We start from the raw sequence: 14,602 nt of genomic DNA, 5'->3' as shown, positions 1-14,602 counted from the left end.
CTAAAGGACACAATATGATTTATCCTGATGAAGCAATGCTTTACGCACCGGTTGAATGGCACGACTGCTCCGAAGGTTTTGAGGACATTCGTTATGAAAAATCCACCGACGGTATCGCAAAAATCACCATTAATCGTCCGCAGGTGCGCAATGCCTTCCGTCCTCTGACGGTAAAAGAGATGATCCAGGCACTGGCAGATGCGCGTTATGACGACAACATCGGCGTGATCATTCTGACTGGCGCAGGCGATAAAGCGTTCTGCTCCGGCGGTGACCAGAAAGTGCGTGGTGATTACGGCGGCTATAAGGATGATTCCGGCGTACATCACCTGAACGTGCTGGACTTCCAGCGTCAGATCCGTACCTGCCCGAAACCGGTTGTCGCGATGGTGGCTGGCTACTCCATTGGTGGCGGTCACGTTCTGCACATGATGTGCGACCTGACTATCGCGGCAGATAATGCCATCTTCGGTCAGACTGGCCCGAAAGTCGGTTCCTTCGACGGCGGCTGGGGCGCTTCCTACATGGCGCGCATCGTCGGGCAGAAAAAAGCGCGTGAAATCTGGTTCCTGTGCCGTCAGTACGACGCGAAACAGGCGCTGGATATGGGCCTTGTAAATACCGTGGTGCCGCTGGCGGATCTGGAAAAAGAAACCGTGCGCTGGTGCCGTGAAATGCTGCAAAACAGCCCGATGGCGCTGCGCTGCCTGAAAGCTGCACTGAACGCCGACTGTGACGGTCAGGCGGGTCTGCAGGAGCTGGCGGGCAACGCCACCATGCTGTTCTACATGACGGAAGAAGGTCAGGAAGGTCGCAACGCTTTCAACCAGAAACGTCAGCCTGATTTCAGCAAATTTAAACGGAATCCGTAATGCGTAGCGCGCAGGTATACCGCTGGCAGATCCCCATGGACGCGGGGGTGGTTCTGCGCGACAGGCGGTTAAAAACCCGCGACGGGCTGTATGTTTGCCTGCGTGAGGGCGAGCGCGAAGGGTGGGGGGAGATCTCCCCACTACCGGGCTTCAGCCAGGAAACCTGGGAAGAGGCACAAAGCGGGCTGCTTGCCTGGGTAAATAACTGGCTGGCAGGTGATAGCGAGCTACCGCAAATGCCTTCCGTCGCCTTTGGCGTAAGCTGTGCATTGGCGGAGCTGGCAGACACGCTCCCGCAGGCGGCCAATTATCGTGCGGCACCACTGTGTAATGGCGATCCGGACGATCTGATCCTGAAACTTGCCGATATGCCGGGCGAGAAAGTGGCGAAGGTCAAAGTGGGATTGTACGAAGCCGTGCGCGACGGCATGGTGGTCAATCTGTTGCTGGAGGCAATTCCGGATCTGCATTTGCGTCTTGACGCGAACCGCGCCTGGACGCCGCTGAAAGGCCAGCAGTTTGCCAAATACGTTAACCCGGATTATCGCGACCGCATCGCGTTTCTCGAAGAGCCGTGCAAAACCCGCGATGATTCCCGTGCGTTTGCCCGTGAAACCGGCATTGCCATTGCCTGGGATGAAAGCCTGCGCGAGCCGGATTTTGCCTTTGTGGCTGAAGAGGGCGTGCGCGCGGTAGTTATCAAACCCACGCTCACGGGCAGCCTGGAGAAAGTACGCGAGCAAGTGCAGGCGGCGCATGCGCTGGGGCTGACGGCGGTGATCAGTTCTTCCATTGAGTCGAGCTTAGGTCTAACGCAACTGGCGCGGATTGCTGCCTGGTTAACGCCAGACACCATTCCGGGACTGGACACGCTGGATCTGATGCAGGCGCAGCAGGTTCGTCGCTGGCCGGGGAGCCTGCTGCCGTTAGTGGACGTTGATGCACTGGAGCGGCTGTTATGATCTTCTCTGACTGGCCGTGGCGTCACTGGCGGCAAGTGCGGGGAGAAGCCATCGCCTTACGTCTTAATGACGAGCAACTCAACTGGCGCGAGCTTTGTGCTCGCGTCGATGAATTAGCCTCCAGCTTTGCGATGCAGGGTGTGGTTGAGGGCAGCGGCGTGATGTTGCGGGCGTGGAATACGCCGCAAACGCTGCTGGCCTGGCTGGCGTTACTGCAATGCGGGGCGCGGGTGCTGCCCGTGAATCCACAGCTGCCGCAACCGTTACTTGAGGAATTGCTCCCCAATCTTACGCTGCAATTTGCGCTGGTGCCGGATGGGGAAAACACGTTTCCGGCATTAACGTCGCTGCACATTCAGCGGGTTGAAGGCGCACATGCCGCTACGTGGCAGCCGACGCGTCTGTGCTCAATGACGTTGACCTCGGGTTCTACCGGGCTGCCGAAAGCCGCTGTCCATACTTATCAGGCCCATCTTGCCAGTGCCGAAGGGGTGTTATCGTTGATTCCGTTTGGCGATCACGATGACTGGTTGCTCTCTTTACCGCTGTTTCACGTCTCCGGTCAGGGAATTATGTGGCGCTGGTTATACGCTGGTGCGCGGATGACGGTGCGTGATAAACAGCCATTGGAGCAAATGCTGGCAGGCTGTACTCACGCTTCACTGGTGCCAACACAACTCTGGCGTTTGCTGGTTAACCGCAGTTCCGTTTCCCTGAAAGCGGTGTTACTTGGCGGCGCGGCTATCCCGGTCGAGTTGACGGAACAGGCGCGCGAGCAGGGGATTCGTTGCTTTTGCGGCTATGGTCTGACCGAGTTTGCCTCCACGGTGTGTGCGAAAGAAGCCGACGGTCTGGCAGACGTTGGTTCGCCGCTGCCGGGTCGGGAAGTGAAAATCGTTAATGATGAAGTGTGGCTGCGGGCTGCCAGTATGGCAGAAGGTTACTGGCGTAACGGGCAACTGGTTTCACTGGTTAATGACGAAGGCTGGTACGCTACGCGCGATCGCGGTGAGATGCATAATGGCAAGCTGACCATTGTCGGACGTTTAGACAATCTATTCTTCAGTGGCGGAGAGGGTATTCAGCCGGAAGAAGTCGAGCGCGTAATTGCTGCACATCCTGCGGTTTTGCAGGTGTTTATCGTCCCCGTTGCCGACAAGGAGTTTGGTCATCGACCGGTGGCGGTGGTGGAGTATGACCAGCAAACCGTTGATCTTGACGAATGGGTGAAAGACAAGCTGGCTCGTTTTCAACAACCGGTGCGCTGGCTGAATCTGCCGCCGGAGCTGAAAAACGGCGGTATTAAAATTTCACGTCAGGCGCTAAAAGAGTGGGTGCAACGCCAGCAATAATTAACCCTCCGTTTCACTTCTCATTTCTGCCATTCCATTGCCGTTGATAAAGAGTTTATCTGTTAATCTGTAAATTGATGTGAAAACTCTTAGCAAACAGGATAATGCAATGGAATGGCTGGTCAAAAAATCGTGCTGCAATAAACAAGATAACAGACATGTAATTATGCTCTGCGATGCTGGCGGCGCGATAAAAATGATCGCCGAAGTGAAGAGTGACTTCGCCGTGAAAGTGGGGGATTTACTCTCGCCTTTGCAGAATGCGCTTTACTGTATTAATCGTGAAAAGCTGCACACGGTGAAAGTCCTTTCTGCAAGCTGTTATAGCCCCGATGAGTGGGAACGGCAGTGTAAAGCGGCAGGGAAAACTCAGTAACGTTGTTTTGTTGTGGGCAGGAAAATCAGCATCAACCCGCTCATAATACAGGCTACTCCCAGTAGTGCTTTCAGCGAAAAAGTCCCTTCCCAGCCTGGAAGTACCATTGAAGCAATCCATACCAGCACATAACTCATACTGAGCAAGGCATAGGCTTTGCTTAGCGCAAGTTTATGTAGTGTTTTATACCAACAAAAAACGGAAAGCAGATAACCCAGCAGCCCGAGTAACAGTATCCGGGCATCCAGGCCAAAAGCTAACAGCGCCGCGATAAAATCCCATAAGTGCGTCATTGGCGGCAGATGACTCGCCGCAAAACCCAGGCTTAATTGCGCAGCGGAGGCGATAATGACGCTGAATAATCCCCACATCAGGCCCATTACACCGTACTCCCGAGGATCACAATGCCGCCAATAATGAACGCCACCCCACACCAGTGACGCAGCGATACCGGCTCGTGCCACAGTTTTACCGCAGCCAGCGTCACCCAGACAAAATTCAGACTTAACATCGGGTAGGCAATACCTACCGGTACGTTCTGCAAGACCAGCAGCCAGAGCACCATGGCAAGGCCAAGACAAGCCAGCGCCAGTCCCAGCCACAGCACGATATGTTTGCGCCGTTTGTTTACCGCCGCAAAGCAGGTTGCCTGTTTCTGACACAACTGCCCGGCAACGCTAAGCAAGCTGGCAAAGACTAATGTTAGCCAGATCATTTGGGCCGATACTGAATTAGCACCAGACGCTCCTGACGATCGATGACATCTGCGGGCGGAATGGCGAGACTATTGATATCTTCATCGCGGTCAACCGAAAGCACGAGTGTAATAATCCCCTCCTGACGATGTTGATTAAGCCAGTTTGCGAACTCATCACCGCTGACAAATCTCCCTTTTGCATCCGGATAATTAAGGCCATATTTCAACTCACCTGTCTGGCGATACATGATGATGTCATCGCGTTGCAGGCTCCATGCCAGACCTGCGGCAACACCGACGCTATCAGTAAGAATATAGCGGCTTGGCTGAAGTGATTCTTGTGTCATCTCGACAAAAAATTGCGGATGTTTTCCTTCCATGACTCTGTCAGGAATTGAAAATCCTACCAGCAACGCCAGCCCCAGCGGGCAAAGCGCGGCAAAAGGCCAGGTCTTTTCGACGTTTGTTAAGGTGTACCAGCCGAAAAATGCCCATAGCGAAAAAATAGACCAGGCACAAAAGACTTTATAGCTCTCGAAGGTTTGCCACACCGGCGTGCTCATAGGTCCCCAGGGGGAGACCACAAATGTGGCAATAATGCCAGTGACACCAAAAGCGATGTTAATCCAGCCATTAATCCGCAGCGCCAGAGGATTATTTTTTGCTGCCAGCAAAGCGTAATGCGCCATCAGCATTGCCAGAGGTGCAAAGCAGGAAAGAATATAGGTGGGCAATTTGCCTTTAGCGACGGAGAAAAACAGCAGCGGCATTATCGTCCAGCTCAATAAATAGACGGTTGCGGAATGCTTGCGGTTTTTCCAGCCTGTGTACAGTGCTCCGGGGAGTAATCCCAGCCACGGCAGGCTACCGGCAATGATGACCGGCAAGTAGTACCAGAGCGGAGCTCTATGTTGGGCATCATCCATTGCAAAGCGTTGAATATGCTCAACCCAGAAAAAATAGTGCCAGAAGTCAGGCTCCCGCTGCGCTATCGCCAGTCCCCAGGGGAGAACCGTCAGTACGCAACTGATGACCGCCAGCCAGCCGTAAATAAAGAGATCTTTCCAGCGTTTTTGCGTTGCAACCCATGGAAGCACGCTTAATACCGGCACGGCAAGGGCGAGAAAACCTTTGGTCATCACCCCCATGCCGCAAGTGATTCCCAGCAGTAAAAATCCCGCGCTTTTGCCTTTCCACGTCTGTGCCTGCATTGCCAGCCAGAAGCTGCACATTCCCGCCACCAGCCAGAAGGCAATAAACGGATCGAGCACGGCATAAGTGCCAATGGCATAGACAATAAACAATGAGAGATAAATCACTGCGGCGAGTAGAGCCAGACGTTTATCGCGCCATAAGCGCAGAGTAAACCAGGTCACCAGCGCGGCAGTTAACAGGGTCGCAAAGATAACGCCTGCCCGCACACCAAAGTTATTCGCGCCAAATAGCCATTGCCCAATGCTGTTAATCCAGTATCCGGCAATGGGTTTTTCGAAATAACGTAGCCCTAACAGATGGGGCACAATCCAGTCGCCGGATGCCAGCATTTCTCGACTGATTTCCGCATAACGCGTTTCATCGGGTTGCCATAGCAGACGCGTGCTGATCGGTAACAGGTAATAGCAGGCAATAAACGCGAAGAGGCCGATAAGGTAACGTACCGATTTCATCAGCGACTACCCGCAATTTGTTGGCAACCCAGCCAGCCTTCACGTCCGGCAATATTTCCGCGAACAACTTGTCCGAGCGGCAACATCCCTGATAACAGTTCGCTTAAAGGGCAAAATGTCACGCCTTCCTGGGCTGCCCGTTTAAGGAGATCCACAAAATTATGCTGATAAGCGCAGCCTTCAACTTCTGCATGAATGGTATAAACCGGCGTGCCTTTATCTCGCAGGATGCGATTGAGTAACCAACCGTTAAAATCTTCTGCTTTCACATCCCGACCAATCACTTCATCCCAGGTGGGTAAGGTCACCGGAATTTGCGCAGTACCAGGGTTTCCTGATTCGAGCAGTGGACGAAACGGCATCGCCCCACGACAATCGCTGTTGTAGCGCAAATGGAACGCTTCTTTTGCTTCGATCACCTGCTGGTCGGCACGCCAGCCAGCGGCTGCGGAGCAGGTTACCGGTTGGCCGATAATTTCTTCCAGGGTGCGAAGGCCGCGTGCGATATCGTCGATCATTGTTTGCCGATCCCAATTACCGCTATGGGCTTGCCAGGCATGGTGATCCCAGGCGTGCAGGCCGACTTCGTGATGTTTAGCCGCTTCACGAATGATATCGGCATTGGCATGACCAATCTCTTTACCCGGCCAGGCCGTACCTGCCAGTAAAATATCCCAGCCATAAAGCGATGCCGCGTTTGAGCGCAGCATCTTCCACAAAAACTGTGGCTTCACCAGTCGCCAGAGATGGCGGCCCATATTGTCCGGGCCGACGCTGAAAAAAATGCTGGCCTGAATATTATGCTTACTCAAGATTTCCAGCAGACGCGGCACGCCTTCACGGGTGCCACGAAAGGTATCGACATCAATGCGTAAGCCTACTTTGGTCATGATGGTTTATCCGTAAGATCAACGGTGCGCAGGAAGAAATCCAGCGTTTCGTCGATGGTTTCCTGCATATCAATTTTCGGTTCCCAGTCCAGGCAGCGGCGGGCATTGCGGATGCTCGGTTTACGATGCTCTACGTCCTGATATCCTTTGCCATAGTAGCTGCTACTTTCGACAACACGAAAGCCTGCAAACGGCGGGAAGTGATGGCGCAGCGGATGTTTTTCGAAGCTCGCCAGCAGCATCTCGCCCAGTTCCTCAATGCTCGCTTCGTTCTCAGGATTGCCAATGTTGATAATTTCGCCGTCGCAGCGATTTCCCGCATTTTCGATAATGCGGTACAACGCCTCGATACCATCCCGGATATCAGTAAAGCAGCGTTTTTGTTTTCCGCCATCAATTAGCTTAATTGGTGAACCTTCTACCAGATTGAGAATGAGTTGCGTAATAGCGCGGGAGCTGCCAATTCGCGCTGCATTAAGGTTATCCAGTCGTGGTCCCATCCAGTTAAACGGCCGGAAGAGGGTGAACTGTAAACCCTCTTTTTCGCCATAGGCCCAGATCACCCGATCAAGTAATTGTTTTGACACCGAATAAATCCAGCGTGGTTTATTCACCGGGCCGACGGTTAAATTAGAATGGTCCTCATCGAAGTATTTATCGTTACACATCCCATAAACTTCTGAAGTCGACGGGAAGATGATTCGCTTACGGTACTTCACGCAGTAGCGGATAATGCGCAGATTCTCTTCAAAATCGAGTTCAAATACGCGCAGCGGGTTGCGGGTATATTCAATCGGCGTGGCTATCGCCACCAGCGGCAAGACGACATCACATTTTTTGACGTGATACTCAATCCATTCGGAATGAATACTGATATCGCCTTCGACAAAGTGAAAATGCGGATGATTCAGAAAACGGCTTATCGCATCGCTGCCAATATCCAGACCGTAAACTTCATAATGATCTTCGCGCAGCAGGCGTTCTGTCAGATGGTTGCCAATAAAGCCATTCACCCCGAGGATGAGTACCCGGGTACGGCGTCGGGCGGCACAGGCAGGCTGGCTATTCAAGCGTGAACCTTGCACCAGGCCCAGCGTCTGCGCTAATTGCGAGCCCTGCATAGTAATGCCGTCGCCCGCCTGTCCGGTGACGATTTCCAGCGCGCCATCGCCACAGGCAATCAGCAGTGGCGCTACAGAAATCACGCTCCCCGGCTGTGCTTTGCTGGCATGAGGATGAACACGCGACGACCAGACGGTGAATTTCTGATTGCCAACATAGCTGAAGGCACCCGGCCACGGATCGGCAACGGCACGTACCATGTTGTGCAGTACGGATGCCGGCTTATGCCATTCGAGGAAACTGTCATCCGGCGTTCTGCGACCAAAACAGGTAGCTTCGTTTTCGCGCTGGGCGATTTCCAGAATATTACCGTGTTTAATGGTGGGTAATGTCTGCTCCAGTAGCTGGCGCGCGGCATGACATAACTTATGATGCAACGTAATGGCGATATCGTCTGGCGCAATGGCAATGCGCAGTTGCGCCACAATGGCCCCGGCATCGGCACGTTTCACCATTCGGTGCAATGTAACGCCAGTTTCCGTTTCACCGTTGACCAGCACCCAGTTCAGCGGCGCGCGACCACGATATTTTGGTAACAGCGAACCATGCAGATTAAATGCACCTGCGGGAGCGAGCTGCAAAATCTCGTCGCAAATAAGATGGCGATAATAAAAAGAGAAAATCACCTCTGGTGAGAGTTGGGCAATACGTTCCACCCACAGCGGATGATTAACGTTATCTGGCGCATAAACCGGAATGCCTCTTTCCGCCGCCAGACGAGCTACCGAACCATAAAAGGCTTTTTCACCGGGATTATCGGTATGAGTAAAAATAGCGCTAATTTCGTAACCGGCAGCCAGCAGGGCTTCAATACCGAGGCATCCCATATCGTGGTAGGCAAAAACGACGGTTTTCATTATTCATTTTCCTTGCTGGATGGACGGATAACTTGCTGAACAAAATAGCGGGGGCGGGCGCGGACATCGGTGTAGATCCTGCCGATATATTCACCGAGTAATCCCATGCCGATAAACTGAGCGCCAATAAAAGTAAACAGCACGGCAAATAGCATAAAGACGCCTTCTGCCGCCCATTGTGGTCCGAAGGTCAGGCGTAAAATCACCAGCAGCACCGCAATGCTAAAACCGCCAATCGCAATAATGCTGCCGAGCAGACTCAGCATACGTAGCGGCGTTGTGGTAAGGCAGGTCACCAGGTCGTACATCAAATTAATCAGGCGCATAAAACTGTATTTGGATTCACCAAACTCACGCTCGGCATGGTGCACTGGAATTTCAATGGCACGGCGGGCGAAGATATTCGCCAGAATCGGGATAAAGGTACTGCGTTCATGGCAGTGCAACATCGCATCGACAATATGACGGCGATAGGCGCGCAGCATACAACCGTAGTCACCCATCGCTTTGCCGGTGGTGCGCTGAATAAGCCGGTTAATCATCTTCGAAGCGGTTTTACGAAACCAGCTGTCCTGGCGGTTCTGGCGTACAGTCCCTACCACGTCGTAACCTTCATCGGCTTTTGCCACCAGACGGGGGATTTCCTCTGGCGGATTCTGGAGATCGGCATCGAGGGTAATAATTAAGTCGCCGGTGACGTGACTGAATCCCGCCATAATCGCTGAATGTTGCCCGTAATTGCGGTTAAGCAAAATAGACACAATATGGCTGCCCTCCGCTTGTGAGGCTTCGACCAGCATATGCGCGGAATTATCGCTACTGCCGTCATCAATCAGCAGGATTTCATACTCTTTCCCCAGTGATTCACAGGCTGCGGTGGTGCGCCTGATTAATTCCGGTAAGCTTTCCTGCTCGTTATAAACGGGAATAACCACCGAGACTTTCTTAACAGGGTGGATTTCAAACATGGCTTATTGTCCTGCGAGTTGCTGAAGGGCTGTGATGACGCGGTCGGCATCGGCGGTGGTCATATCCGGGAACAGCGGCAACGAACAGATGCGTTCGCTATTCCATTCGGTATTCGGTAACGACAGCGTGGGAAAACGCTCGCGATAATATTTTTGTGTGTGAGCGGCGCGGAAATGTAACCCGGTACCAATGCCTCTTTCTTTTAACGCTTCCATCAACGCATCGCGACTGATACCACAACGTTGTTCATCGACACGAATAATAAACAGATGCCAGGCGTGAACGTGTGACCAGGCGGGAAGGTTTAATGGCTGAAAGGGGAGAGCTGCCAGTGCTTGCTGATATTGCTGGGCAATTTCGCGCCGACGGGTGTTGAGGTGCTCTAATTTGACTAACTGTGTCAGGGCAATCGCGGCGTTAATATCGGTCAGATTGTACTTATAGCCCGGCGTTAAGACTTCAGCTTGCGGTGCACGGCCCCAGGTTTGTCTGTCATAGGCATCGACACCCAGACCGTGAAATTTTAGCATCCGTAGCTGGCGGGCAAGGTTTTCATTATCTGTAACAATCAGGCCACCTTCCGCACAGGTAATATTCTTGATGGCGTGAAACGAAAAAATAGCGGTACCTTTTGCGCCAATATGTCGCCCTTTGTAATACGTACCTACGGCATGGGCAGCATCTTCGATAACTGCGATGCCGTAACGTTCGCCAATGGCGCGAATGGCGTCAATATCTGCTGGCGCACCGGCATAATGTACCGGAATGATGGCTTTAGTGCGTGGCGTAATGGCTGACTCGATCGCTTCAGGCGTGACCATCAGCGTATCGAGGTCGACATCCACCATTACCGGCGTTGCACCCAACAAGGAGATCATATTGAGGGTTGAAACCCAGGTCAGGGAAGGCGTAATCACTTCATCGCCCTTGCCAATTTCCAACGCCATTAGCGTGATATGCATTCCGGCGGTGGCTGAACTGACCGCGATGGCATGCTGATTTCCCGTCAACTGGCAAAAGGCTTGTTCAAGCGCCTGATTCTTCGGACCGGTTGTGATCCAACCGGATTCGAGAACCTCTTTAACTGCTGCGAGTTCCTCCACGCCCATTGCTGGTCGCGAAAAAGGCAAAAATTCTGACATTGCTTTTCCTTCCGCCATTGAATACCTGTCCACTTATATTTGCTATAAAGAGTGTTGTGTATATTTTGCCATTTGGAGCGAAATTCTAAGGATAGAATATTAACTTAACCTTAAGAAACTAATATTAGACGTAAATATTGAAATTTTTATATTTTTTCTTATTTAGGCTTTGCATTTGGCAAAATTTTGAGGCATTTTGCCGGCATCGTAGGATTTTTAATATTACACCAACTGCTAATTATCGCCAGAAATGTCGCTCAATTTCACGGTAATTGTCTGGTTGCGCTTGTCTATAGGTGGAGTTTACGTGTTAGCTTTTTGCCGCTCTTCGTTGAAGTCAAAAAAATATTTCATCATTTTACTGGCGCTCGCTGCAATTGCCGGACTGGGTACTCATGCCGCCTGGAGTAGCAATGGTTTGCCACGTATCGACAATAAAACGCTGGCCAGACTGGCACAGCAGCATCCGGTTGTCGTTTTGTTTCGCCATGCTGAACGTTGCGATCGTTCAACCAATCAATGCTTGTCAGATAAAACAGGTATTACGGTCAAAGGTACCCAGGATGCCCGTGAACTGGGCAACGCTTTTAGTGCTGATATCCCTGATTTCGATCTCTATTCCAGTAATACCGTCCGGACCATTCAGTCGGCGACCTGGTTTTCAGCGGGTAAAAAGCTGACGGTAGATAAACGACTTCTTCAATGCGGTAATGAGATTTATAGTGCAATTAAAGACTTACAACGCAAAGCGCCTGATAAAAATATCGTTATTTTTACCCATAATCATTGCCTGACATATATTGCTAAAGATAAGCGTGATGCGACATTTAAACCTGATTATCTGGATGGTTTAGTCATGCATGTGGAAAAAGGCAAAGTTTATCTGGATGGGGAATTCGTTAACCACTAAATTTTCAATCTGACAGCCAGTGATGGCTGTCATCATTGTTAAAGAAGACCTTTCAAACGTAACGTTTTTCGGGTGGCAACATTCAAATCATAATGCACCAGATCTTCAGGTTTTACCCACGCGTAGTCCTGAAACTCTTCGTTTATTTTCACTTCTCGGTTGGCAGAAACGCAGTCAAAAATCAGGTAAATCATATAAATCTCTTCTTTGCGACCATCTGCATACGTCTTGGTGCGAATATCATCGCTGAAGGTCCACGGCGTGATTTCTGTCAAAAGCAGCTGTTCTCCCAGCTCTTCGCGAATTTCGCGGCGTAGTGCCTCTTCAATTCGTTCGCCAGGCTCCACGCCGCCACCCGAAAGCGCCCATTGACCAGGGAAAACGCCGCGATCGTCGGCCATTTTACACAGCAAATAAGCACCATCATTTTGAATCAAAGGGCATACAATAGTCCGTTGTCGCACAGGGGTATTCCTTATAAATAAAAAGAAACCATGAGAATACGGTAACTCAGAAATATGTGAAAGTGACAGTAATCTCTTTTGCGATGATAACTGCACTTATTATTATTTTTGTGTGTATCGGTAAAGTATGTTTATTTTTTCGGCGTTTAATTATTTAAGAAGTATTTAGTTACAATAAGTGACTAGATCCCTTTTTTCGCTCATTGAATCCTCTGTGCCAGGCAGTACAATCCCGCAGCTTTGGGAATTTTGATTTATTGCTTGTGGGAGAGGGGAAAATGAAAAAAATTGCGCTAGCAGGTCTGGCCGGAATGCTGTTGGTTTCTGCATCGGTCAATGCAATGAGCATCAGCGGCCAGGCGGGTAAAGAATACACCAATATTGGTGTCGGTTTTGGGACTGAATCGACGGGCCTGGCGTTAAGCGGTAACTGGACACATAACGACGACGACGGTGACGTCGCTGGCGTGGGGCTGGGGTTGAATCTGCCTCTCGGGCCGTTAATGGCGACCGTTGGCGGAAAAGGCGTTTACACCAACCCGAATTACGGCGATGAAGGTTATGCCGCAGCGGTAGGAGGTGGTTTGCAGTGGAAAATTGGCAACAGCTTCCGTTTGTTTGGCGAGTATTACTACTCTCCGGATTCGCTCTCCAGCGGTATTCAAAGTTATGAGGAAGCGAATGCTGGCGCGCGTTACACCATTATGCGTCCAGTCAGTATTGAGGCGGGTTATCGCTACCTGAATCTGTCGGGTAAAGACGGTAACCGCGACAACGCAGTGGCTGACGGCCCGTATGTGGGGGTTAACGCCAGTTTCTGATCCCTTCCGGCGCGGCATTCTGTCGCGCCATTCAGTTTCTTACTACGCCTTATCTCCCTTTGCGTTATAGTGATTCGATAACAAAAGCAGGAGATAACCATGTTAAAAGTGGAAATGCTATCCACCGGGGATGAAGTGTTACACGGGCAAATCGTTGACACTAACGCTGCCTGGCTGGCCGATTTTTTCTTTCATCAGGGGTTGCCATTATCTCGCCGCAATACGGTGGGGGATAACCTTGATGACTTAGTCACCATTCTTCGCGAACGTAGTCAGCACGCCGATGTGCTGATCGTTAACGGCGGGCTGGGACCGACCAGCGATGATTTAAGCGCACTCGCCGCTGCGACAGCAAAAGGTGAAGGCCTGGTGTTGCATGAAGCCTGGCTCAAAGAGATGGAACGCTATTTCCACGAACGTGGACGAGTAATGGCACCGAGCAACCGTAAACAAGCGGAGCTGCCTGCCAGTGCTGAATTTATCAATAACCCGGTAGGCACCGCCTGTGGTTTTGCCGTGCAGCTTAATCGTTGCCTGATGTTCTTTACCCCCGGCGTACCGTCAGAATTTAAGGTGATGGTCGAGCACGAAATCCTGCCGCGCCTGCGCGAGCGTTTTTCTTTACCACAGCCGCCGGTTTGTCTGCGTTTAACTACCTTTGGTCGTTCGGAAAGCGATCTGGCACAAAGCCTGGACACTCTACAACTGCCGCCGGGCGTAACAATGGGTTATCGCTCCTCAATGCCTATCATCGAACTGAAACTCACCGGACCGGCAAGCGAGCAACAGGCGATGGAAAAACTGTGGCTGGACGTTAAACGTGTTGCCGGACAGAGCGTGATTTTCGAAGGCACCGAAGGACTGCCCGCGCAGATCAGTCGCGAATTGCAAAACCGCCAGTTCAGCCTGACGTTGAGCGAGCAATTCACCGGCGGTTTATTGGTTTTGCAACTTTCTCGCGCAGGTGCTCCATTGCTGGCGTGTGAAGTGGTTCCTTCACAGGAAGAAACCCTGGCGCAAACTGCGCACTGGATTACAGAACGGCGGGCCAACCATTTTGCCGGGCTGGCACTGGCTGTTTCGGGTTTCGAGAACGAGCATCTCAACTTTGCGCTAGCCACGCCAGACGGCACTTTCGCTCTGCGTGTGCGTTTCAGCACTACGCGCTACAGCCTGGCTATCCGTCAGGAAGTGTGCGCAATGATGGCACTGAATATGCTGCGCCGTTGGTTAAACGGCCAGGACATCGCCAGTGAGCATGGCTGGATTGAGGTTGTTGAGTCCATGACTTTATCTGTCTGATTCCGCCACTCTGTGCCGGTTTACTGCACCGGCACATTCCCCCTCCGGCAAAATTTGTCCAACCTGTTGTACTCAATAAGAAAAAATCCGTGCGCTAATTCACAAATTTGTGCGTAATTTCTCCAGTCCGCTGGACGAGGAGCGGGATTTGATGCGCTTCACAATTTTACTCCCCCTGAGTAACGAGACTGATTCCAGT

At 51.6% G+C, this 14,602-nt stretch carries 15 protein-coding genes; 7 read left to right on the top strand and 8 right to left on the bottom strand.

Annotation, left to right across the window (positions count from 1 at the left end; all coding sequences use genetic code 11):
* Nucleotides 1-14: 14 nt before the first annotated feature.
* The 4 genes from menB to pmrD all read left to right on the top strand — a co-directional run bounded on the left by menB (nucleotide 15) and on the right by pmrD (nucleotide 3,562).
* On the top strand, nucleotides 15-872 hold the full coding sequence (gene menB / locus ACJHWT_RS02535; protein WP_000639996.1) for a 1,4-dihydroxy-2-naphthoyl-CoA synthase: 858 nt from the start codon (nucleotides 15-17) through the stop codon (nucleotides 870-872).
* Nucleotides 872-1,834, top strand: coding sequence for an o-succinylbenzoate synthase (gene menC / locus ACJHWT_RS02530; protein ID WP_001255597.1), 963 nt, complete (start codon nucleotides 872-874; stop codon nucleotides 1,832-1,834). Before menB ends, menC begins: the two co-directional genes overlap by 1 nt.
* Nucleotides 1,831-3,186: an o-succinylbenzoate--CoA ligase gene (gene menE / locus ACJHWT_RS02525; RefSeq protein ID WP_000577586.1), complete on the top strand. Its 1,356-nt coding sequence runs from the start codon at nucleotides 1,831-1,833 to the stop codon at nucleotides 3,184-3,186. The genes menC and menE overlap by 4 nt, the downstream gene beginning before the upstream one ends.
* Nucleotides 3,187-3,295: 109 nt before the next feature.
* Nucleotides 3,296-3,562 (top strand): signal transduction protein PmrD, encoded by a 267-nt coding sequence (gene pmrD, locus ACJHWT_RS02520; RefSeq protein WP_001297897.1) that lies wholly within the window; start codon nucleotides 3,296-3,298, stop codon nucleotides 3,560-3,562.
* Here pmrD and arnF read toward each other — a convergent pair.
* From arnF to arnB, 7 genes are read right to left on the bottom strand one after another with little or no spacing between them, the layout of a single operon-like run.
* Nucleotides 3,556-3,942 (bottom strand): 4-amino-4-deoxy-L-arabinose-phosphoundecaprenol flippase subunit ArnF, encoded by a 387-nt coding sequence (arnF, locus tag ACJHWT_RS02515; protein ID WP_000523864.1) that lies wholly within the window; start codon nucleotides 3,940-3,942, stop codon nucleotides 3,556-3,558. The two genes, pmrD and arnF, sit on opposite strands and share 7 nt — an antisense overlap.
* Nucleotides 3,942-4,277, bottom strand: a complete 336-nt coding sequence (gene arnE, locus ACJHWT_RS02510) for a 4-amino-4-deoxy-L-arabinose-phosphoundecaprenol flippase subunit ArnE (RefSeq protein ID WP_000638016.1) — start codon at nucleotides 4,275-4,277, stop codon at nucleotides 3,942-3,944. The genes arnF and arnE overlap by 1 nt, the downstream gene beginning before the upstream one ends.
* On the bottom strand, nucleotides 4,274-5,926 hold the full coding sequence (arnT, locus tag ACJHWT_RS02505; protein ID WP_000844021.1) for a lipid IV(A) 4-amino-4-deoxy-L-arabinosyltransferase: 1,653 nt from the start codon (nucleotides 5,924-5,926) through the stop codon (nucleotides 4,274-4,276). Before arnT ends, arnE begins: the two co-directional genes overlap by 4 nt.
* Entirely contained in the window at nucleotides 5,926-6,816 is an 891-nt protein-coding gene (gene arnD / locus ACJHWT_RS02500; RefSeq protein ID WP_000169711.1) for a 4-deoxy-4-formamido-L-arabinose-phosphoundecaprenol deformylase, read from the bottom strand. The genes arnT and arnD overlap by 1 nt, the downstream gene beginning before the upstream one ends.
* On the bottom strand, nucleotides 6,813-8,795 hold the full coding sequence (gene arnA / locus ACJHWT_RS02495) for a bifunctional UDP-4-amino-4-deoxy-L-arabinose formyltransferase/UDP-glucuronic acid oxidase ArnA (RefSeq protein ID WP_000860280.1): 1,983 nt from the start codon (nucleotides 8,793-8,795) through the stop codon (nucleotides 6,813-6,815). The genes arnD and arnA overlap by 4 nt, the downstream gene beginning before the upstream one ends.
* A complete protein-coding gene (gene arnC, locus ACJHWT_RS02490) occupies nucleotides 8,795-9,763 on the bottom strand; it encodes an undecaprenyl-phosphate 4-deoxy-4-formamido-L-arabinose transferase (protein ID WP_000461633.1) in 969 nt (322 codons plus the stop codon). The genes arnA and arnC overlap by 1 nt, the downstream gene beginning before the upstream one ends.
* 3 nt (nucleotides 9,764-9,766) lie before the next feature.
* A complete protein-coding gene (gene arnB, locus ACJHWT_RS02485) occupies nucleotides 9,767-10,906 on the bottom strand; it encodes a UDP-4-amino-4-deoxy-L-arabinose aminotransferase (RefSeq protein WP_024188406.1) in 1,140 nt (379 codons plus the stop codon).
* Nucleotides 10,907-11,213: 307 nt separating this feature from the next.
* On the opposite strand from arnB, the gene ais reads away from it, so the two are divergent.
* Entirely contained in the window at nucleotides 11,214-11,816 is a 603-nt protein-coding gene (ais, locus tag ACJHWT_RS02480; RefSeq protein ID WP_001317957.1) for a lipopolysaccharide core heptose(II)-phosphate phosphatase Ais, read from the top strand.
* 38 nt (nucleotides 11,817-11,854) lie between these two features.
* On the opposite strand, the gene nudI is transcribed toward ais, so the two are convergent.
* Entirely contained in the window at nucleotides 11,855-12,280 is a 426-nt protein-coding gene (gene nudI / locus ACJHWT_RS02475; RefSeq protein ID WP_001249884.1) for a nucleoside triphosphatase NudI, read from the bottom strand.
* Nucleotides 12,281-12,558: 278 nt separating this feature from the next.
* Here nudI and ACJHWT_RS02470 point away from each other — a divergent pair, with 278 nt between their 5' ends.
* Together ACJHWT_RS02470 and ACJHWT_RS02465 are read left to right on the top strand one after the other, a co-directional pair.
* A complete protein-coding gene (locus ACJHWT_RS02470; protein ID WP_000717009.1) occupies nucleotides 12,559-13,101 on the top strand; it encodes a YfaZ family outer membrane protein in 543 nt (180 codons plus the stop codon).
* A 99-nt stretch (nucleotides 13,102-13,200) separates the two neighbouring features.
* Nucleotides 13,201-14,403 (top strand): nicotinamide mononucleotide deamidase-related protein YfaY, encoded by a 1,203-nt coding sequence (locus tag ACJHWT_RS02465; RefSeq protein ID WP_000921627.1) that lies wholly within the window; start codon nucleotides 13,201-13,203, stop codon nucleotides 14,401-14,403.
* The last annotated feature ends 199 nt before the right edge of the window (nucleotides 14,404-14,602 follow it).

The sequence above is a fragment of the Escherichia sp. WS338 genome (assembly GCF_046486405.1).
GTDB lineage: Bacteria > Pseudomonadota > Gammaproteobacteria > Enterobacterales > Enterobacteriaceae > Escherichia > Escherichia coli.
This window is presented reverse-complemented; position numbering and strand designations above follow the sequence as displayed.

Coding starts and splice junctions, on each gene's coding strand:
- pmrD (WP_001297897.1), top strand. CDS start 3,296: ATGGAATGGCTGGTCAAAAAATCGTGCTGCAATAAACAAGATAACAGA.
- ACJHWT_RS02470 (WP_000717009.1), top strand. CDS start 12,559: ATGAAAAAAATTGCGCTAGCAGGTCTGGCCGGAATGCTGTTGGTTTCT.
- menB (WP_000639996.1), top strand. CDS start 15: ATGATTTATCCTGATGAAGCAATGCTTTACGCACCGGTTGAATGGCAC.
- arnE (WP_000638016.1), bottom strand. CDS start 4,277: ATGATCTGGCTAACATTAGTCTTTGCCAGCTTGCTTAGCGTTGCCGGG.
- arnC (WP_000461633.1), bottom strand. CDS start 9,763: ATGTTTGAAATCCACCCTGTTAAGAAAGTCTCGGTGGTTATTCCCGTT.
- arnB (WP_024188406.1), bottom strand. CDS start 10,906: ATGTCAGAATTTTTGCCTTTTTCGCGACCAGCAATGGGCGTGGAGGAA.
- arnA (WP_000860280.1), bottom strand. CDS start 8,795: ATGAAAACCGTCGTTTTTGCCTACCACGATATGGGATGCCTCGGTATT.
- arnD (WP_000169711.1), bottom strand. CDS start 6,816: ATGACCAAAGTAGGCTTACGCATTGATGTCGATACCTTTCGTGGCACC.
- arnT (WP_000844021.1), bottom strand. CDS start 5,926: ATGAAATCGGTACGTTACCTTATCGGCCTCTTCGCGTTTATTGCCTGC.
- menE (WP_000577586.1), top strand. CDS start 1,831: ATGATCTTCTCTGACTGGCCGTGGCGTCACTGGCGGCAAGTGCGGGGA.
- ACJHWT_RS02465 (WP_000921627.1), top strand. CDS start 13,201: ATGTTAAAAGTGGAAATGCTATCCACCGGGGATGAAGTGTTACACGGG.
- arnF (WP_000523864.1), bottom strand. CDS start 3,942: ATGGGCCTGATGTGGGGATTATTCAGCGTCATTATCGCCTCCGCTGCG.
- menC (WP_001255597.1), top strand. CDS start 872: ATGCGTAGCGCGCAGGTATACCGCTGGCAGATCCCCATGGACGCGGGG.